General features: G+C 41.8%; 17 protein-coding genes and 3 pseudogenes. 11 read left to right on the forward strand and 9 right to left on the reverse strand.

All coding sequences use genetic code 11. The features are described 5' to 3' along the window. Nucleotides 1-59 precede the first annotated feature (59 nt). Nucleotides 60-377 (forward strand): c-type cytochrome, encoded by a 318-nt coding sequence (locus ACQEXU_RS03165; RefSeq protein ID WP_427009649.1) that lies wholly within the window; start codon nt 60-62, stop codon nt 375-377. Nucleotides 378-779: 402 nt separating this feature from the next. Further along, nucleotides 780-1,010, forward strand: coding sequence for a hypothetical protein (locus tag ACQEXU_RS03170; RefSeq protein ID WP_427009650.1), 231 nt, complete (start codon nt 780-782; stop codon nt 1,008-1,010). 55 nt (nt 1,011-1,065) lie between these two features. Here the strand turns inward: ACQEXU_RS03170 and ACQEXU_RS03175 are convergent, their stop codons facing one another. After that, entirely contained in the window at nt 1,066-3,255 is a 2,190-nt protein-coding gene (locus ACQEXU_RS03175) for a hypothetical protein (RefSeq protein WP_427009651.1), read from the reverse strand. After that, nucleotides 3,242-3,391, reverse strand: coding sequence for a hypothetical protein (locus tag ACQEXU_RS03180; protein WP_427009652.1), 150 nt, complete (start codon nt 3,389-3,391; stop codon nt 3,242-3,244). Before ACQEXU_RS03180 ends, ACQEXU_RS03175 begins: the two co-directional genes overlap by 14 nt. A 403-nt stretch (nt 3,392-3,794) precedes the next feature. Between ACQEXU_RS03180 and ACQEXU_RS03185 the strand changes: the two are divergent. The 5 genes and pseudogenes from ACQEXU_RS03185 to ACQEXU_RS03205 all read left to right on the forward strand — a co-directional run. Further along, a pseudogene (locus ACQEXU_RS03185) lies at nt 3,795-4,277 on the forward strand (phage portal protein); the annotation flags it as partial. Between the two features lie 153 nt (nt 4,278-4,430). Continuing rightward, nucleotides 4,431-4,712: pseudogene (locus ACQEXU_RS03190) on the forward strand (type VI secretion system PAAR protein); the annotation flags it as partial. Nucleotides 4,713-5,014: 302 nt separating this feature from the next. Next, entirely contained in the window at nt 5,015-5,593 is a 579-nt protein-coding gene (locus ACQEXU_RS03195) for a type VI secretion system amidase effector protein Tae4 (protein ID WP_427009653.1), read from the forward strand. Further along, nucleotides 5,575-6,003, forward strand: a complete 429-nt coding sequence (locus ACQEXU_RS03200; protein WP_427009654.1) for a hypothetical protein — start codon at nt 5,575-5,577, stop codon at nt 6,001-6,003. The genes ACQEXU_RS03195 and ACQEXU_RS03200 overlap by 19 nt, the downstream gene beginning before the upstream one ends. A gap of 272 nt (nt 6,004-6,275) precedes the next feature. Continuing rightward, nucleotides 6,276-6,626 (forward strand): annotated as a pseudogene (locus ACQEXU_RS03205) (hypothetical protein); the annotation flags it as partial. A gap of 211 nt (nt 6,627-6,837) precedes the next feature. On the opposite strand, the gene ACQEXU_RS03210 reads toward ACQEXU_RS03205, so the two are convergent. The 5 genes from ACQEXU_RS03210 to ACQEXU_RS03230 all read right to left on the reverse strand — a co-directional run bounded on the left by ACQEXU_RS03210 (nt 6,838) and on the right by ACQEXU_RS03230 (nt 11,862). Beyond that, a complete protein-coding gene (locus tag ACQEXU_RS03210; protein ID WP_427009655.1) occupies nt 6,838-7,881 on the reverse strand; it encodes a GMP reductase in 1,044 nt (347 codons plus the stop codon). A gap of 338 nt (nt 7,882-8,219) precedes the next feature. Beyond that, the gene (locus tag ACQEXU_RS03215; RefSeq protein WP_427009656.1) at nt 8,220-9,707 is read right to left on the reverse strand and encodes an NAD(P)H-hydrate dehydratase; all 1,488 of its coding nucleotides are present in this window, start codon (nt 9,705-9,707) and stop codon (nt 8,220-8,222) included. 72 nt (nt 9,708-9,779) lie between these two features. After that, the gene (locus ACQEXU_RS03220; protein WP_427009657.1) at nt 9,780-10,220 is read right to left on the reverse strand and encodes a PAS domain-containing protein; all 441 of its coding nucleotides are present in this window, start codon (nt 10,218-10,220) and stop codon (nt 9,780-9,782) included. Continuing rightward, the gene (locus ACQEXU_RS03225; RefSeq protein ID WP_427009658.1) at nt 10,220-11,224 is read right to left on the reverse strand and encodes a response regulator; all 1,005 of its coding nucleotides are present in this window, start codon (nt 11,222-11,224) and stop codon (nt 10,220-10,222) included. The genes ACQEXU_RS03220 and ACQEXU_RS03225 overlap by 1 nt, the downstream gene beginning before the upstream one ends. Nucleotides 11,225-11,400: 176 nt before the next feature. Continuing rightward, the gene (locus ACQEXU_RS03230) at nt 11,401-11,862 is read right to left on the reverse strand and encodes a TetR/AcrR family transcriptional regulator (RefSeq protein WP_367990721.1); all 462 of its coding nucleotides are present in this window, start codon (nt 11,860-11,862) and stop codon (nt 11,401-11,403) included. A gap of 520 nt (nt 11,863-12,382) precedes the next feature. On the opposite strand from ACQEXU_RS03230, the gene ACQEXU_RS03235 reads away from it, so the two are divergent. Further along, a complete protein-coding gene (locus ACQEXU_RS03235; protein WP_367989719.1) occupies nt 12,383-12,682 on the forward strand; it encodes a YfcZ/YiiS family protein in 300 nt (99 codons plus the stop codon). A 140-nt stretch (nt 12,683-12,822) separates the two neighbouring features. Continuing rightward, a complete protein-coding gene (locus ACQEXU_RS03240) occupies nt 12,823-13,422 on the forward strand; it encodes a hypothetical protein (protein ID WP_427009659.1) in 600 nt (199 codons plus the stop codon). 51 nt (nt 13,423-13,473) lie between these two features. Here the strand turns inward: ACQEXU_RS03240 and ACQEXU_RS03245 are convergent, their stop codons facing one another. Then, nucleotides 13,474-14,574: a 1-acyl-sn-glycerol-3-phosphate acyltransferase gene (locus tag ACQEXU_RS03245; protein ID WP_427009660.1), complete on the reverse strand. Its 1,101-nt coding sequence runs from the start codon at nt 14,572-14,574 to the stop codon at nt 13,474-13,476. 303 nt (nt 14,575-14,877) lie between these two features. Between ACQEXU_RS03245 and ACQEXU_RS03250 the strand changes: the two genes are divergently transcribed. Then, the gene (locus ACQEXU_RS03250; RefSeq protein WP_427009661.1) at nt 14,878-15,474 is read left to right on the forward strand and encodes an AraC family transcriptional regulator; all 597 of its coding nucleotides are present in this window, start codon (nt 14,878-14,880) and stop codon (nt 15,472-15,474) included. Nucleotides 15,475-15,562: 88 nt separating this feature from the next. Further along, a complete protein-coding gene (locus tag ACQEXU_RS03255; protein WP_427009662.1) occupies nt 15,563-17,431 on the forward strand; it encodes a methyl-accepting chemotaxis protein in 1,869 nt (622 codons plus the stop codon). 41 nt (nt 17,432-17,472) lie between these two features. Here the strand turns inward: ACQEXU_RS03255 and ACQEXU_RS03260 are convergent, their stop codons facing one another. Next, a complete protein-coding gene (locus ACQEXU_RS03260; protein ID WP_427009804.1) occupies nt 17,473-18,828 on the reverse strand; it encodes an alpha-amylase family protein in 1,356 nt (451 codons plus the stop codon). Between the last annotated feature and the right edge of the window lie 71 nt (nt 18,829-18,899).

The following is an 18,899-nucleotide window of genomic DNA, read 5'->3' on the forward strand; positions in this document are numbered from 1 at the left end:
GCTTCCCCTTAGGGGAAGCTTTATTTTACCTAAATACAATAGGTTATTGAGATCCTGATATGAAATATGCCCCCCTATCACTTGTCTTTCTAATTGCTTCATTTTCTACATCAGCAGCACAGCAATTTGGTGATCCAATAATTGGAGAGCGTAAAGCACCAAGCTGTGTTTATTGTCATACAAAAGACGGCTCACCAGAAAACAGCGGTTATCCCCACCTTAATGGTCAAAATGCCGAATACTTATATCAATCAATGAAGTCTTATCAAACGGGGCAACGCAAAGGACCTCTCGCTGAAATGATGAAAGCTCAACTTCAAAAGCTCAACGATCTAGATTTAAAAGATGTTGCCGCGTTTTATGCTGAGCTTCCTTGACTCGTAAGCAAAATGACAACCTAAGGCCTTTTGAACTTAGGTTGTAATCTTAACGATGACTCAGATCTGAGCCTGTAAATAACATGTTATAAACATTCAGAATATACCTACAACCAATAGGCCTTGAGGTGTTTTTGCTTGTCTGCCGCGGTCAATTCATATCCACAAAACAAAGACAAGCAAATGCACCACCAATAACTCATACAGAAGACAAATAATAACCTTGCATTCAAACAACAATTGGCAGCTAACGCCTTCCTGACATTTCATCAGTTCTGATCATTACGATACGCATCGCCTTCAAAATATATAAATAGAGCGATGAATAAACATATAATTATTATAACCAGTTGGTTAGCAATGACTCTCCTAGGATGCGCGAGCAATGAGACTGTTCGACAAATGACTAATAAAGCCGATAGCCTTACAGATTACGAAGTTTGCTATCAAAATTCGTACTTAATGTACGATAAAACTCAGGCCAGCTACCGCAACACGTTAAAACGTGAAAGGATCAACCGAGGTATTTCAAAAGAAGAAGCCTGTATGAAAGGCTTATTTGAAGGGAATAAATTAGGTTATGAACACTTCGTTACACGTAAAGTAGAAATCGATAAAGAGCAACAATCCTAAGCAACTGAAATGTATCGCCTGCCACAACACATGACAGACGATACAATAAAAAGCATTATTGCGTAACACCAGCAATTACAGCGGGCTCATCGGAGACCGTCGGCATCGTACCGATGTTTGCGTCTCCAGTGACTCCAGTAGGCACAGGTGCAGCAGGATCACTTAATACTAGACTGCCACATTCTCCCGGTGCGGTTTGCATAGTTTGCTCAATCTCTAACGCTTTTATCACGTATTGATTGCTTGACCCCATGACTACACCATCAGCAATGGAAAACGCAGGTTGATAACGGCCATCACCATCCGTTGCACTGGGAACACCCCAAAAACTGCCATTACCACCATAATTCAACAAAAACGTTTGCTGAGCATAGACACCTGCATTTCCGCTACGATCGTTTGCTGAAGTATGTTGATACGTGAACTGTATTGGCCTATCGAAACTTAAGTAATTACCCGAGCTATCTTTCAGTGTAGCCATTTGATTCCATGTCTGTAATCCAGTTTCCCATACATAGAACTCAGTTGTAATTGCAGGATCATAAATATCCCACGGGTTACTAACACTTCCAATGATCATCGGCCCACTACGAACTCCCCAACTATGTGGAGACGACGAAATATCGCTTTCCGTAAGAGAAGAAGCAAACCTGACTGGCTCTGAACTTGTACTACTCACAAGTGTTAATGCGTTACCACCTGTGTTACTAAAGGTGAAAGAAAAAGGTCCCGTCGTTGTTTCATAGGGACTTCCAGTACCCGAATAGTTAACCAAATCAGTAGACTGGAAGGTGCCAATTGGGCAATTGTCGTAGCACGTAAAGGTGACCGAACCAGAATTAAGTAACTCACCAGAACCTGTTTCACTACCATTGATAAAGGTTTGTTCGTAATACGTCAGGCTTGTTTTTCCTTCAAGGTATTTAACTTCTCCTCCAAGCTGATCGGAATACATGTATAACGAGTCGTTGGTCGATAATGGAATCAGTGTCGGGGTGATTTCAGCCACTTCAGGTCCACTCTCCCCCCATTTGAGCTTACCCGTTTTATAGAAACCGTCCTGCCCCACACTATCGGCAGTAACTGTGAGGTAGTTTACAACCCATTGGTCATAGTTTGGGTCGCTAAAAATTGCACTATCCCAATATGAGAATAGAATGCTTCGTGCTTGGCTAAGTGCTAACGTTTTCACGCTGTTTTTAATCAATCTGCCAGGGGCGACAACTGCCGTATAATTGCTAGAGCCGCCAGCAGTTTCTCTCACAACGGTATCTCCCGTTACGATACCGCCATTTTGCTCAGTCCAAAGCCCCCAATACCCGATAAAACCGTAGCTTTCAAAACTACCGTTATTATCACCATCATACTTAATTGAAAAACCACTATTGACGCTGACACGGCTTCCCGTTGAAGCACTAAATAAGTCATAACGATGAACCACGTCATTAAACTCAGTACGACTATAGCAAGTGCCAGTATTGTTTCCTGATTTATAAGGTAGATCTGAAAAATCCCCATTAACACTTTGCATCAGAACATGGGTGCTATTGAAGGTAAGTGCGTAAGACTCTTCGCCATAAGCACCACGGTCAAATCCTGTTAATGCCGTCCCAGAAGCTCTATCACTACTCATAACGACACTTGCTCTTTGAACATTTGTTTGTCCGTCGGCGTTGTATTGTTCGTAAATGGTAAAGCCTATTGACCCGGGTACATCATCAACCGTCACAACCTCACCCGTTCCACGTTGATTATTCGTGTCGAATGACTGAAACAAATCGAAATTAAAAGTAAAGCTACCAAATGGGTTAGCGTCGGTTGCACCTTGGGAGACTTCTGCCTTAAATTTTATCGCTTGGGTTTCATTGCCATCGCCCATTTCCGGCATCCATGCATTGACGATAAGTGGCGAGAAATCATTACTTCGCGTCACTGAAGATATAACCTTCATATAAGTCGTGGCATTTGCCCCTGAAGACTGCCCATCAGTTCCTCCTTCTTCATCAAAACACGCTGCCTCGTCAGCCAAAATAAGGTAAGCGCCAGTATTGACAAACTCCAAGCTATTAAATTGAGACGTAAAACAAAGGATACTGTTCGCAAGTTCTATTGGTTCTAACGCTTCATTCCAAACATAGCTTTTTTGTTCAACGTTTGAGTAGTCTGTATTCGCATTATTAAATGCTGCAAGACTACTGCTTACACTTAAAACGCTCAGCACCAAGATCATGTTATTCACTTTCATTTGTCACTACCTCCAACTGTTCGGGTAGCTCTAGTGACGAGGTTGAGACAGCAGAAGCACTTGAGCTGTCCCCACACCCACTCATTATCCAACAAAGTGCGAATGTCGCAGCCATCTTAATAACCCACATTTTCATACTCCCTCCTTGTATGAAGTCATACTAAACAGCTCAATAAAAAACCGAACACTACTGAGAATATTAGTACTAAAGCATGAGAGTTATGTGCGTTAAGTCAGTTCATTTAAATGGACATGAATATCATTGTGAAATATAAGGATATTTAATTTGAAGAAAGTTAACCACTGAGTCCGTGGGCTTACATTAATGAGTAGTAAATCATGAAATGTACGAAACAGGCCTATTGAAGAATAAAAAAGAGCCGCTATATGCGACTCTTAAAATTTATTCTTTTCCAAAGAATTGTAGACTTATTCTTTGCCGAATACGTTATTCTCTTGCTCTTGTACGCGGATGAAAGTCGTACGCTTAGTTAGCTCTTTAAGCTTTGCTGCGCCTACATATGTACAAGTTGAACATTTCTATCTGGTTGAATGACGACGCTACCTTATTTCGCCGTCAATATTATCGCAAAAGCCAACTCGTGGGTTACTTACTTCATGTAAATAAGCCTTGCATGGCCAAAGAACAAGAAGTAGAAGTCAAAGCGAAACTGCAAGCCAAAGAAGGTATGGCATTTAAAAATATGTTTGTAAATGCCCGAGGTAAAGATACCAAAGCGCCAGAACTCAAGCCTATTGGTCAATTAGAAGCTAAAGATTCATTCAAAGAGGTAAAAAACCAAACAATGAACGATGTATTAGCACGACACCGAGTACCAATCGAGTTAATGAGCGTTTGTAGAGAAAGCATTACATCATTAGATCTAAACAAACTTGATTGGTTGTTTCACAAGAATGGGTTACTGCTGCTGATTGACATGATGCAAGAATTAAATGACTTTTTAGGTTACGAAGTGTTCAAAATAAACAGATACGAAAAACAAGATCTAGCGCAGCAATAGAGATGACACCCATTTACAAAAACTTGCTCATAAATTAATTATTCGAGCAACAAGTTGCCCGCTAGAGACCTGTATCCCGTTTCCCTTTTAATTGTATTGATATCAACTTACAAGTTGCGTAAACAACATACAAAATACTTGAGGAGACTTGGTATGACTAAAGCAGTCAAAGTGGGTGATACAGGTACTGATCACGATGGTTTTCCACCGACACCAGTAACCGCTGGTTCACCGGACGTTAATTTTGATGGCGTTCCTGCGGCTAGAGTCGGTGATCCTTTAGCTCCTCATGATAAACCTAAGCACCCTCCTCATGGGCGTTCCATTGCTTCCGGCTCCTCAACTGTAAAAATCAATGGTAAACCCGCAGCCATAACTGGCGGCAGTATTTCATGTGGTGGAGTCACTATAGGGAGCGCATCTGTTAATATAGGAGATGTTCCCCCCTCCTCTACAAGCAATTCATTTGTTCCTGTAAGCATTGGAACTTCTAAAAAAATAACTTCGTTATCGTTTTCTTACGGAGCAAATAGAGAAACACTAACGTCTACATCTCGGCATTACACTGATATCAATCTTCATGCAAAAACAGCCGGATATAGTCCTGGAGAGTCCGTATCAGTCAAATTAAATGGTGTCATCGATAAAACGATAGTTGGGCACGTTGACGACAACGGAGAAGTTTTTGTAGCCAATATTCTTCAACAAGACCATTTAGAAATTGAAGGGAAAATACAATGAGTAACTTAGAAGCGACTTCTGGAGATATAACAGCTTCTGTCGAATTGAAGCGTCCTCGTTTCTCCGACCTATGGAATGCATACTCAGAAGTAGGAGCAAAAAAAGCGAGTGAAGTCTATCCGCTTGTGGGCGGACACGTCGCGAAGCTCTACGAGTCAGATCCAATTAGCTATGCTAATGCTTGTGCATTACGAATGAGCCGAGGGTTTAATTACGGTGGCTTTCTAGTACCAAGTGGAACAATTATTGAAACTTACCCTATTTACCGTGTTAGAGGTGCAGATCAAAAGGCCTATATATTACGAGTAAAGGATCTAATAAAATACATTGAATTTAATTGGGGCAACCCTGAATATGAGATGGATCCTACTGATATTTCTGAAATATCCGGTAAAAAAGGTGTCATTATAATATCTGTTAGTGGCTGGAATGATGCTTCCGGACACGTAACGTTATGGGACGGTTCTAAAACTGGCGATGGTAGTTCTTACCAAGACCCTAGTTACTTTCCAAGTCGCTACCCCGATGGCACTGTCAAAGCAAAAAAGGTAATGCTGTGGGAATTAAAAGACTAACACCTATATTCGCTGTTTCTATTCTTCTAACGTTTGGTTGTAAAGCGAGCAATACGTCAGTTGATGATTACATAATTGAAGCTCGTAAAGACCTTAAAAACTACGCATTAGTAAAGTGCTTACGTGAAATAGATCCAGATAGCACCTTAGGTAAAGACTTGAGTTATGCTCAAAGGGCTTTTTCATTCATGGGAGGTGGTCGGTACTCAGTTATTCAAGATGAAGAGACATTTGAGGTTAAACACGACCCGTATCAAACGGTAAGCGATTACATGAAGAACGAAGCAAAAAAATCAATAAGTCATATGAAGGAAGGCTCTAGCTCTCAGAGTATGAGTTGCTTACAAGTATTTAACTCCGCAAGCTTTGATAACTTAGTTTCCCAACAAGACACTTATATATTTAGATAAGAAAATTCCCCTTGTTACTAGCAAGGGGGATTTTATATGCATTATTTCATGTTTTATATCCAAACCGAGTGACATTAGAATAACTTGTTGCGTAATTCGATGAAACTAGATCAGGAATTCAAAACCTGATCGACTATATCAGTTAATCATCGTAGCCTTATGTCGAAACCTCTTGACAAAACAACTAACTGGAAGCAATCCAACAAAGCTTTAATCAATCGTGACTCACTCACTTTCTGAATTTATGAAGAAGCCATAAGCAAACGGAAGCAAAGCAAGCCGTTCCTCTTATCCTACCAATGGAAGGAGTAGCCTTTGGGGAACAAGGATATCCTCACAGTCTCGCGGTAGGTTGCCAGAAGCTCTACAGCTCCAATAATAAGTGGAAAACACGGTATGGTTACCACAAGCGCACACTCTCTGAAACCGCCATGTATCGAATGAAGCAGTCGCGAAGAGGGAAACTTAGCCATGGAAACTACGACGCTTAAGTTGGTGAAACCTACGCCATTATTAAAGCGTTGAATAAGCTGATGGGACTTCGTATGACTGCAACTCAACTCAATATATTGTATGAAAACAACTCAATTTTAGACAGTTTGGTTTCATGTCCTAATTACTAAACAAAGCCGCATGATGATGAAGTATACTAACTTCGCCCCAGATCACCTATCAGAAGCTATCACTCACAACCCACTCGCTAACTTGTAGTTGTCGCCACAAAATTTTTTTCGCTGACTGTCGCCACCTTGTCGCCACTTTATGATTTTCAGGTAAAAAAAGAGCCGCTAAAAACGGCTCTTAATAGTTCGTATTTTCCGAAGAATTGTAGACTTATTCTTTGCCGAACACGTTATTCTCTTGCTCTTGTACACGGATAAAAGTCGTACGCTTGGTTAGCTCTTTAAGCTTTGCTGCACCAACGTATGTACAGGTTGAACGTACGCCACCAAGAATGTCTTGAATGGTGTTATGTACGCTACCACGGAATGGTAATAGTACGGTTTTTCCTTCAGCAGCTCGATAACCCGCTACACCACCAGAGTGCTTATCCATCGCGCTCTTAGAAGACATGCCGTAGAACTTCATGAATGATTCGCCGTCTTTTTCAATGATTTCACCACCAGACTCTTCATGACCTGCAAGCATACCACCAAGCATGACAAAATCTGCACCACCACCGAAAGCTTTAGCTACATCACCCGCACATGAACAGCCGCCATCACCAATGATCACGCCACCAAGGCCATGGGCCGCATCACCACATTCAATGATGGCCGAAAGCTGAGGGTAACCGACACCAGTTTTAACTCGCGTCGTGCATACTGAGCCAGGTCCAATACCAACTTTAACGATATCTGCACCCGCTAAAATAAGCTCTTCACACATGTCACCTGTAACCACGTTACCTGCAGAGATCACTTTATCTGGGAATGCTGCACGTACTTTTTCAATATATTCGACTAGATGTTCTGAATAGCCATTTGCAATATCTATGCAAATGAAAATGAGCTCGTCGCTTAATGCCATAATGTCTTTTGTCTTCTGGAAATCAGCTTCCGAAGTCCCTGTTGATACCATGACATTATTCAAAACTGAACTATCAGCACTCTTCACAAAGTCAGCCCAATCATCAACGGTGTAATGCTTATGAACCGCCGTCATCACGCCATGCTCAGACAACGCTTTTGCCATAGCAAAACTACCGACAGAGTCCATATTAGCTGCAATAACTGGCACACCAGACCATTGACGGCCACTATGCTTGAATGTAAAATCGCGGGTTAAATTTACTTGAGAACGGCTTTTTAGGGTAGAACGTTTCGGGCGAAACAGGACATCTTTAAAACCTAACTTAAGTTCTTGTTCGATACGCATTGTGTAATTCCTTGATTCATCATGTATGTGTCATCGCAGAGTGCGTAGTAAGGCGTTGGCAGACGCCATTACTGTTCTTCGGACACAAAAAAACCGGAGCGTTGGCAGACGCTCCGGTTTTCAGCATTATAGGCTGTGATTTATTTCCTACAAGTCTGATATTTGCATTTTTTTTGTGGTACTCTTTTGAAATCTGCAAATCTGCGGGTACCACGCCAACAGCGCCACTTCACTTAATCTTTAACTAACAAAGACTTATTTAAAAAAAAAGACTCAAAAAATCATATAACAAACGTTTCCAGCAAACGATAGTTCCGTCATATTTTTACAAAATGCACTCAATATTCCACGTTTCTATTGTTCACCAATCTACGGATGTGTGGCAATAAATCACTCGCTAACAACCCAATTTCTCCGTTCTTTTTGGCTTCTATATCTGCAGCGACGCTGTGAAGTAATACGCCTAATTTAGCAGATTCGCTTAACGAATATCGCTGAGCTAACAAACTAACCAATATTCCGGTCAATAAGTCCCCCATCCCTCCACTTGCCATTCCCGGATTACCAGCAGCACAAACATAGACTTGGCCACCATCACATACCAGTGTGCCCGCCCCTTTTAAAATGACGATTCCACCGTATTTACACTGAAGTGTTTTAATGGCTTGATAGCGGTCAGATTCAATTTCTTTAACCGTAACATCAAGTAACTTTGCTGCTTCTCCCGGATGCGGTGTAATAATGCGGTTGTCATCTTTGAAGGTATGGTTAGCAAGGAGTGTTAACGCATCTGCGTCAACTACTTTGGATATTGAGCTCTGACTTAACGTAAGAAACCTTTGTTCAGATTCTTCATCCAACCCAAACCCGGGACCAAAGGCCAAAACATCCGCCCAATTTAGCCTTTTTTCAAATAACTCATGGTTCCCCCAATCTCCTGACATGACTTCCGGGGTATAAACTAAAGCGGCGTGCAAATTAGCACGATGGGTCAGCATGGCAGTTAACCCACAACCAGTCCTAACACAAGCTGAACCAGTGATAAGAATCGCACCTCCCATACCTTCATTCCCGCCAATGAGTAAAGCTTTACCGTGACATCCCTTATGAGCGGACTGAGTACGTTGCATAAATGCACACTCTAAATCGATCGACTGCAAAATCTCAGCTGAACACACGTTGCCTTTATCAAAATGCTTATCAACATTTAATCCTGCGAAATGGAGCTTACCCACAAAATCTCTTGCACTTCCAGTCATTAGCCCTTGCTTTAAGCCAATAAAGCTCACTGTGTGGGCTGCAATGATGGTTTCACCAAGGTTAGTCCCTGTATCACTGCATAATCCTGAAGGTATATCAATTGCGATTACGGGAGAGTTGGTCGAATTTACATCGTGTATTAGTGTCGCGGTGGACTGCCTTACTTCACCCTTTAACCCAGTGCCCAGTAGTGCATCAATAATAACGGTGGATGGTGAAGCGAACGTACCTATCTTTTCAGATACAAGACCACCAGCCTTTATATATTCATCTCTTGCTGTCGCTGCATCCCCAGAAAGCTTATTCGCGTTACCATGTTGAACTAACCGAACATTAAAACCTTCGATAAGTGCGAGCCTCGCCACAACATACCCATCACCACCATTATTACCGCCACCACATACCACACAGATCTTCTTACATTCAGGGTATTCCAGGCGCAACACATCAAACACAGCCTGACCTGCACGCGTCATCAATGTATACATCTCAATTCCTGCGATCTTTGCCGCAAGGACTTCCCCTGTTTTTACTTGGTCGGCTGTATATAGGCGAGTTGGTAACATAGGTATGCTCGGTAAGAAAAATACTTAACACCATAAATTAAAAAGCCGAGGAGATCCTCGGCTTTACTAGCATTATTTGTTATTCAATGACACCAATGCTTCTGCTGTCGCATCTTGTATTGAAAGAAACAGTGAACGAATCTCACCGGTTGGGGTTCGCATTGGGTTAAGAGTAATGTTTTGATACATGAACTCAGCTTGCTGAGTCACAGGTCGCACATTTCGGCACTTAAATAAATAAGGGCGTTGTTGCCATGTGATAAAACTACGACACCCTAAGTCATACACGGGTTTCGTTTTTAACTTGAACCAATCGGGCGGAATTTCAGGAAACAGTTCGAATAGCGACTTGCCAATAGCATCATGTGACTGCACTCCACTGTGGTGTGTCATGAAGCCGTTCCAAACCTGAACATTATGATCTCGGTCGATGACAACTAGACCTAAATCTACATTTTGTACCATATCCACCATCCAGTGGAACTGCTCAAACTCAGCAGGAAGATTCAACATCAGAAGTCCTCCATCAGATAAGAAAGTTTATTATCCAATAACGGCAGTGATTCATCGACAAACATAAAGAGTAGATCGCACCGAATTGAAGTGCCGTCAATATTGTAACTGACCTCAAATGTCATCGTTTTACTGAACGAGCCAGTTGTCGAATTAATGATTGAATCAATCGAAATGTGTTGTCCAAGTAGCACAGGCGAACTTTGGAAAAAACGCACTTCAGATTGCTCACCTAACCCATTAAGGAATGAGCCCACAAGAATGTTGGAGATATCCATTAGTAACTCGAGCTCTTCCAGCTCTTCACTATCTGCCGGTACCTTCATCAGTTTTTTCAAGTCTGAAACGCTAGAGTCACTCAGTAATACTAACGCCTCACCAGCGATGCCTTCTCCACTAAAACCTTGGCATACACCAGAAACTTGATCATTTTCTGCTAAATCACGAAGTGCCATGTGCAATTCACTGACTTCGAAAATATTGACGTTAGGCAAAGGAAGGTGGACAAAAACATCAAAGTGTCTTGCTAATGCATCTGCCGCACGACCAATCGAAACGTTGGCCACCTCCATATAGATGTCTCGACGTCGAAGAATCGGCAGTTCAACTGATGTTGGCGTATACATCCTTGGTTGGCTTGGCTGCTCAACCAAATTTTTTAAAACGTCGTTTAACGCATCTTTATTGATTGGTTTTTGAATAAACGCTTTTGCCCCAAGGGCCATGACACGTTCTTTGGCTTTCGGTTGAATGTCTCCCGAAACCACGACAACGGAAATATCAATGTTCCGTTTCTGTATCTCTTCTAATGTCCCAAACCCATCTAGTTCAGGCATGGTCAAATCGAGGAAAAGCAATTTAAAGTTGTTATTCTCTAGTTGTTCGAGTGCATCCAATCCGTGGACAGCAAAAGTAATATCGGCATTTAGCGACGCAGGAAGAGAGCGTGCCATTTGCTTTCTTGCTAAGGCGGAGTCATCACAGATAAGTACTGGAAAGGACATACGAAAGGCTCACTGCTATCAATTAACTCATAAGTTAAATTGTAACAGATAGTTATGGGAGCTGTGACGATAAACCAAAGATAATTATTAATGAGTGAGAATAAATAAGCGTAAGGTGGGTAGCTGACGAATAAAAAAGCCTTCCGGAGGAAGGCTTTTGTGAATTTTTTGCTAAATCACTTCGTCATACGAATAAGTGACTTACCAATCAACCACTCAAGCTCTTTTTCGCTGCCTTCGCCAAATTGGGTAGATACAGTTTTGTACAGACGGTCGATGCCGTTTGCTGCGAATTCATGAGCGCGTTCAGACGTTACAATATGATGGAATAGCAATCTAAGTATTGCTAAAAACTCACTGTCGTCCAACGCTTTTAACCAGCTAGCAGAAAAAGAGTCTAAGCCGTTATCAAAATCAAGGTGCTCGATAAACATCTTGAAGATACGGCCGTCTAATGCAGCGGTAAAATCGGTTTTTTTAGGAAAATGGTGGCTAATCCCCGTTCTTGATACACCAGTTTGTTGACTCAACGTCGTATAAGACATCTTGTCGTAGCCAAGTCGGAGGAGTTGGTCGACGACCGCATCCATTATTTTCTGAATAGTAATTTCAGTATCTTCTTTACTACGCTTAGGCATGTGTTCTTCTCTTTGTAAATCCATCTAAGACTCAAACAATGAGCCACAATATTGTTATGCGTCAGCATATAAAAGCTGCTAAATGACCTTCTCCGAATACCTTGAAAAAAGTCGATTCGGCTACTATGTAACACTTGGGTCCTTACTTAAACCCTTATTGATACTTTTATAAGCATATTCCCAACATCTAACCAATTTGGACTAAATATGGGAGCGCATATTCTTATTTATAAAATGTATAGTAAGACGGTGATAATCTTATAAATTGAATTATCTCGCAACGAGCAGGATAAAATTCTGATTACAATGTAAGCTATGTTCTCGTCAATATTTGAACAACATCACATTCCATTACATTTTATGATGAAATATTTCGAAACATTTCGTCAAAACTTGGTGGATCACAATAAAAATACAAAACATCATTCTGTTAGTAAAGTTAAGTATCATTATTTTGTTTTATTGGATAAACACCTAGTTCCTCGGTAAAATGCCCACAAACTTTGTAAGAGGATCCGAAATGAGCATCAATACAGAAGAAAAACAAGTATGTGAAGCTTGTGGTTGTGCTGGCGAAATGGGCTTTATCATCAAAGAAGGTGATGATGTCGCTGAAGTAACAATTTATGCGCAAAATAAAGAGCAACTTGAAAGTGAGCTAGCTAAGTATGTCGAGCTAGCGAAAGAAGTTTGTGCAAACGTTGAACATGAAGCATCAGCGTTGGTAGAAGGTTCAAATGAGCTAACGGCTCGCTTTAAGTTCGAAGTCAGCGCCGAGAAGTTGATATTTGAATTAAAAACACGCTCACTAGCGCGTTAATCTTTAGAAAGCGAGCTTAGGCTCGCTTTTTTGATCTCCCACCATAAATTCCTTTCAATTTTTCTCTTTCCATATAAGTTGCGTTGACGGCAGTATGTACGTGACAGATACTGACATCAAACGTTTATTCGACTTTGACTATGCTTCGCTTTTTTCTCTCGCTTACAATTCTACTCACTGCTTTGCCTATTAAGGCTACGATGCTAGAGCACTACCATATGCTCAATCATCTCGATAACTACGGGAATTTAGATCTACGCAATAAACCTTACACTGAACTTCCCAATGGACTGATAGTGAAAGGCAACTTAAATATTGCGAAAACGGCAATTACGCGTATTCCTGAAGGCACCGATATTCAAGGTAGCTTCGACGCAACAAACAGTCAGCTAAAACGTATTGCAGGTGGCGTAACTATTCGTGGTTATGCCAACTTACTTGGTACAAAAATTACTAACTGGCCACGTGGTATTAATGTCGGTGGTTACCTTAACCTCACTGATACACCATTAACTCGCCTGCCCCCTCGCCTTAAAGTCAAAGGAGACTTAAGTGTCGTTCGAACACCTTTGGAGAAACTCCCAGAAGGGTTAACTGTTGAAGGGAATCTTTATATTGGCGGTTCAAAAATCACTGAGTTTCCAGACACCCTAACGGTCAAAGGGCATATCTTTCTTGGTGGCAACCGAATCACCAAATGGCCAAGCAGTTTAACTCTCGGTGGTGCAGTCGCACCATAGCTCCGACTCGTAATGTTTGAGAAAAAAAAGACGCCTTAATGGCGTCTTTTTTTAAGCTTGGTTCTTAACCGGATTAGCATAACTATCAATCAAGTATTGATGAGCGCCTTGAGGCAGCTCAGCCAGTTTGGCATTAAACTGCGAAACGACATCTTCTTCGACACCGTCTTCACCTGCGGCTAAGTGGTTGATTGGGAAAAGCTTATAGTTTAAATGAATTTGGCGGTCGATCTCTTCTGCAAGCGCTTCTGGCGTTTCATAAGCGTTATCGATGACATCACCGAATGCCACATGCACTCGTCCTTTCTCACCCACTATTCCTTGAATAATACTTTCGATATCTTCAAACTCACCTTTTTCATAGCTACCGTTTGTCGCTTTCTCATAAAGCTCAATTGCTTTCGCTGTGTCACAAGGATCATTTTCATAAGAAATCGCAACAGGTACGATTCTTAGTGATTTCACATACTCAGGAAAATCCACTTTTTGTTTGCGACCTTCAACATGGAACATCTTCAAAATCGCTGGATCTGTGTAGTCATTTCCGTCTTTGGCTCGCCCTTCTTTCTGTGCAATCCAAATCGAATTTCCAGTATCAAGAGAGTGTTTTATGTATCCCGATAAGGTACCCAGTGCCTTCATCATTTCACGAGGACCTTTTGCAGAGCGCTTAACAATGAAGCTCTTGTTTAGCTTCATCAACTCAGTCGCACAAGGCTTCTTCAGTAAGTTATCGCCAATCGCAATACGTACTGTTTTGTGGTTGTGCTTGAACAAGCCATAGTTTACCAAGGCAGGATCCATTGCAATATCACGGTGATTCGAGACAAACAGATAAGCGGTGTTTTGATCTAACTTATCTAAACCAGAATAGGTAACCCCTTTCGTTGTCGTCGTAAGAGTTTTATCCAAGTATTTCTTCACTTCTCGCTGAATCGCATCGACGGAATTTAACTTAGCCCATTTAAATTTGAGATACATCTTAACGAAAGGAGATAACAAAGCTTGTAACCATGAAGGTTGATGCTCGAAGCGGTGTTGCAAGATCGCACTAATAAATTCTTCATCATTAATCAGTCGCTCGATCGCAGCAGGGATCTCTTCGTCATTATAAGGACGAATCTCTACATAAGGGTCGTTTTTAGAAGTCATTTTTCACTACATCAAATAAAAAGCTGGCCTATTCTACGCATTGTTAACAATCTTCGCAGCTATGCTGTGCAAACATATAGTAAGGTCAGACCAGAACATTTACTAGCGGATATGATGTAATGTCGTGCAAAGATCACGCGAGGCGCACTCATCGCAATGCAGCCGACATAGCAAACGCTTTGAAAAGTGTTCAAAACGATGCGAAAACCTCGCAACGTATCAAGCGTTGTATAGTATGCGAGTTGGTTTTTTATATAATAAAGGCTACCCTTAGCGCCCTGTTTACGAAGAGATTCCCATTCCATGCATTACGCAATTCAACACCAGAGCCAATCCTTTCCTTATCTGCACACAACATCACGTAAAAAATCGTTGAAAAACATTTTACTGCGCGTTGATAACGGGCTGGTGCTTCTGCGAATGGGAAAAATGGAATATGCCGTCGAGCCGGGTCAATTCGTCTGGGTTCCTTTCGATTGTTTAACTGCAATGAGTTATTTTCCAAATACTTTGGTGCAATCAGTTGAAATTTCTTCGCGAGTATCATTACCCATGCCCAAACAAGGTGGATTTGTTGAGCCAAATGAATTAACCAGTGCAATTATCAATCGATTGGCTCAAACAACCGAGAGCTCACCTTCTGAACTTCTAAATGTACTTAAACTTGAACTTGCTTCGATTAAGCCAGTGCTTGCTTTAACACCGTTAAGTGAACAAATTAATCAATGGACTATCACACACCACTCATCCTTAACACCAGAATTACAATTGGTACTAAAAATGCGTGAAGTGCGAAAACGCCTTCTTTCCGGACAAAAAGAACTTAAAGTGGTAGAAGAGTTATTTAATGGGCAACGTGAGATATTCACCCAGCTATCCAGTTCAATACTTGGCCATTAATCATTAACGAAAGTTGGAAAAGTCGCCGTCTGCTAACTATAGATCTATAGATCTATAGATACCTATTCTAATTTCTAAGGACGGCACTATGAAATTTAGTCACAAAATCGTCGGGGCGTCAGCGATTTTACTGCTTCTTACCGTCGCCCTGCTCACTCTTCAGCAGTACTACACCGTTAAAACTGAAATCAAGCAACAAGTCGAAAGCAGCGTATCCGAGATCGTCGATGGTGTGAGAAATACAACTGCGGCTGAAATAGAATCTCGTAAAGCAATCGCCGCCTATGCGACCAGTATGATCGAACTTAACTTGGACAAGGGAGCCATTGAGGCGGTCATCAGCCAACCCATTGTGAAAGAATCCTTTCTGCTTGCCGGTTTGGGTTTTGAAAGTGATGGCTCAAATGTAAACAATGATCCATCATGGAATCCTGGTTCATCATGGGATCCGAGAGTTCGCCCATGGTACATTGATGCAAAGCAAGCAAATAAGCTTATCATCACCGCACCTTACGCGGACTCTGCAACGGGGGAAATTTTGGTTTCCATCGCCGCACCCGTGAATGACAAAGGGCGTTTTATCGGTGCGATATTCTACGATGTAAGCCTCGCTAGGCTAGCGGAGCTTGTAAACAAAGTTAAGCTATTTAGTGCAGGATACGTATTCATCGTTTCAGGAGACGGCATCACTATCGCCCACCCTAATGCGGATTTGAATGGCAAACCGATGAGTGAATTTTTGGGCGATAGCCAAATACTTTCGAATCCCCAACAAGTTACTATCGACAATAAAGCATATACACTCGACTTTGCTGATGTTCCCGGTGAAGACTGGTACGTTGGTGTGATCTTAGATGAAGCTATCGCTTATCAATCTCTTGCGGATTTGCGTAATAGTTCCATCATTTACACGTCAATTGCCGTGATTATCAGTGTTATTTTGCTACTGATGTTAATCAAAGCACTGATGAAGCCGCTCAACGTGTTAAACAATGCCATTCAAGATGTTGCTTCAGGTCAAGGGGATTTAACCCAACGACTTGATACTAAAACCGACCCTGAGTTTTCGGTGCTTGCCGAAGGTTTTAATACGTTTACAGGAGCATTGCAGCAACAAATCACTCAATCCAAATCCATTGGTAGCGAGATTTTACGTGGCTCAGAAATGACATCGAGTGGATTACAGTCTTCCGCTGCCGCCATGCAAGATCAACTTCATGAACTCGAACAGTTGGCAACCGCCATGAATGAAATGGCTGTCACGGCCACTGAAGTTGCAAACAATGCTCAAGGTGCAGCATCTTCAGCTAAAGATGCTGATGATGCCACATTACGCGGTTCTCAAGTCGTAAATGAGACGACAGCAGCGATCGACAATCTGTCTACTCGTGTTGATGAAGCGGTGGAAGAAGTAAAAGGATTAGAATCTGCGACTGCAAATATCGAAACCATTTTAAAAGTGATTAACGATATTGCCGACCAAACTAACTTACTTGCATTGAATGCTGCTATCGAAGCGGCTCGCGCTGGTGAGTCAGGTCGAGGCTTTGCAGTGGTTGCCGATGAAGTAAGAACGCTTGCCCAACGAACTCAAGAATCCACCACAGAAATACGCGATATGATTGAGCAGTTACAAGCAGGCGCAACCTCAGTGTCTGCCGCAATGAATGCCAGTAAGGTAACTGCATCAGAAGCGGTGACCCAAGCTCAAGAAGCCAACGTCGCATTAGATCAAATCCGTGATGCAATTCAACGCATTAGCGATATGAATACACAAATTGCGTCTGCTGCTGAAGAGCAAAGCCTTGTTGCAGAAGAAATTAACAACAACACCGTTAAGATAAAAGATCTATCAACGCAAGTTGCCGACTCAGCCGAGAACGCCAATATTGCAATGCAAGCACAAACGGAAAACATTCGTGAGCAGGATGCGATTTTAAATAAATTTATTGTCTAGGTCATATTGCTTGGCGCAGTGTCTCTGTTGCGCCAATTTATTCAATGAGTTTGTACCAGCATCATGCAACTTTGGCTTTCTGCAATAAATTCGAGATTCCCATCAACGGAATCAAAGCTTTGCTCTGAGAGCAAATCATTAAACGTACCTTCAATGGATAAATTGATGGTTTGTTTACGTCGTGACTTATTCAAAATCACCACACCTTGCTCACCGCGTGCGAACACCAACAAGTCATCATTGGCTTCGAGCACTTTCATCGCTTCACCATGCATTAGGTTATGAAACTTTATCATCCCTAACATTTTTGGATGGCGCCAACTATCTAACCATCTTGGCCTCAGGTCTTTTCTCTTAATCCCACTCGTATCTAAATCGGTATAGATTAAAGGGACGCCTCCATCGCGACCAAGAACATAGGCGTATGCGAGCCATTCTAAGTTCTCATTCATCACAAGGTTTTTAAACACATCATTGTTTGGAATATCATGAGTTATAGCGAAGGTAATAGCACGTGAGTTATCTAAAGCCATTCCAAAGCTGTACGGGTTGATCAGGCTTTTCATGCTTCCTTTTTTCATCAACACATCAAACATCGTTTGAAACAGAGGAAAGTCATATGCTCCCAAACGTGTGTTGGCTAAAAAAGGTTCTAAAAATAGATCGTATTCCGGCTTAGTTGCTCCGCCATTTGTGATGATTTCACCAAAGATATGAACACCTGCGCACAACTCTTCTGTCCATACTTTATCTAAATGCGCCAGCGACATGTGTTTTGCAGCATCAACTCGAAAACCACTCACACCAAGCTTTTTCATCGCCCGAATGTACTCTTGTTGCTGTTTAATCACATGAAGGTTGTCTTTCAGGGTCGGTAATCCTGGATCTTGCGGGCTCCCAGTAATACGTCCATTTTGTACTTGCCATTGGTCTTGCCAATCCTCAATACCAAACGCTTCGACAAAATCCTGCTCGGTAAACAAAGGCTGCGTTAAGTCTCCATATAACCGCAATGCGTCGTAATGCTCGGCATTTGCTCGATACTCTTCTAACACAGTAGTCGCTGGATAGCATAAATCGGCCCTTTCAAATGACTCATTCGCCATGTGATTAAACACCACGTCGATATAAATTCTTATTCCACACTTCTTTAGAGCATCAACCATTTGCTTGAAATCGAGTGTGTTCCCAAGCTGGTTGTCAATAAGTCGATAATCTTGGGGCTGATAACGCTGCCACCATTTCGTTCCCTGCTCGTTATAAAGTGATTTCATTGGAGGTGACACGAGTACAGAGCGATAGCCCGCAGCTTGAATCTGATTCGCTGCTTTTGCCACTTTTAAATATGGCCAATCAAAAACATGTAATATGACATCGGTGGAGGAAACATTATTCATCACTTTTCATTCCTTAGAAGTGAGTTTTCTAGGCGCTATAAAGCGGCTTATGAACAAACATAACTTACTGA

Origin of the sequence: Vibrio sp. TRT 21S02, from assembly GCF_050113675.1 — a bacterium.
GTDB lineage: Bacteria > Pseudomonadota > Gammaproteobacteria > Enterobacterales > Vibrionaceae > Vibrio.

Bases quoted from the DNA above. Each gene is read 5' to 3' on its own strand.
- ACQEXU_RS03165 (WP_427009649.1), top strand. From the start codon at position 60: ATGAAATATGCCCCCCTATCACTTGTCTTTCTAATTGCTTCATTTTCT.
- ACQEXU_RS03170 (WP_427009650.1), top strand. From the start codon at position 780: ATGACTAATAAAGCCGATAGCCTTACAGATTACGAAGTTTGCTATCAA.
- ACQEXU_RS03175 (WP_427009651.1), bottom strand. From the start codon at position 3,255: ATGAAAGTGAATAACATGATCTTGGTGCTGAGCGTTTTAAGTGTAAGC.
- ACQEXU_RS03180 (WP_427009652.1), bottom strand. From the start codon at position 3,391: ATGAAAATGTGGGTTATTAAGATGGCTGCGACATTCGCACTTTGTTGG.
- ACQEXU_RS03195 (WP_427009653.1), top strand. From the start codon at position 5,015: ATGAGTAACTTAGAAGCGACTTCTGGAGATATAACAGCTTCTGTCGAA.
- ACQEXU_RS03210 (WP_427009655.1), bottom strand. From the start codon at position 7,881: ATGCGTATCGAACAAGAACTTAAGTTAGGTTTTAAAGATGTCCTGTTT.
- ACQEXU_RS03215 (WP_427009656.1), bottom strand. From the start codon at position 9,707: ATGTTACCAACTCGCCTATATACAGCCGACCAAGTAAAAACAGGGGAA.
- ACQEXU_RS03220 (WP_427009657.1), bottom strand. From the start codon at position 10,220: ATGTTGAATCTTCCTGCTGAGTTTGAGCAGTTCCACTGGATGGTGGAT.
- ACQEXU_RS03225 (WP_427009658.1), bottom strand. From the start codon at position 11,224: ATGTCCTTTCCAGTACTTATCTGTGATGACTCCGCCTTAGCAAGAAAG.
- ACQEXU_RS03230 (WP_367990721.1), bottom strand. From the start codon at position 11,862: ATGCCTAAGCGTAGTAAAGAAGATACTGAAATTACTATTCAGAAAATA.
- ACQEXU_RS03235 (WP_367989719.1), top strand. From the start codon at position 12,383: ATGAGCATCAATACAGAAGAAAAACAAGTATGTGAAGCTTGTGGTTGT.
- ACQEXU_RS03240 (WP_427009659.1), top strand. From the start codon at position 12,823: ATGCTTCGCTTTTTTCTCTCGCTTACAATTCTACTCACTGCTTTGCCT.
- ACQEXU_RS03245 (WP_427009660.1), bottom strand. From the start codon at position 14,574: ATGACTTCTAAAAACGACCCTTATGTAGAGATTCGTCCTTATAATGAC.
- ACQEXU_RS03250 (WP_427009661.1), top strand. From the start codon at position 14,878: ATGCATTACGCAATTCAACACCAGAGCCAATCCTTTCCTTATCTGCAC.
- ACQEXU_RS03255 (WP_427009662.1), top strand. From the start codon at position 15,563: ATGAAATTTAGTCACAAAATCGTCGGGGCGTCAGCGATTTTACTGCTT.
- ACQEXU_RS03260 (WP_427009804.1), bottom strand. From the start codon at position 18,828: ATGAATAATGTTTCCTCCACCGATGTCATATTACATGTTTTTGATTGG.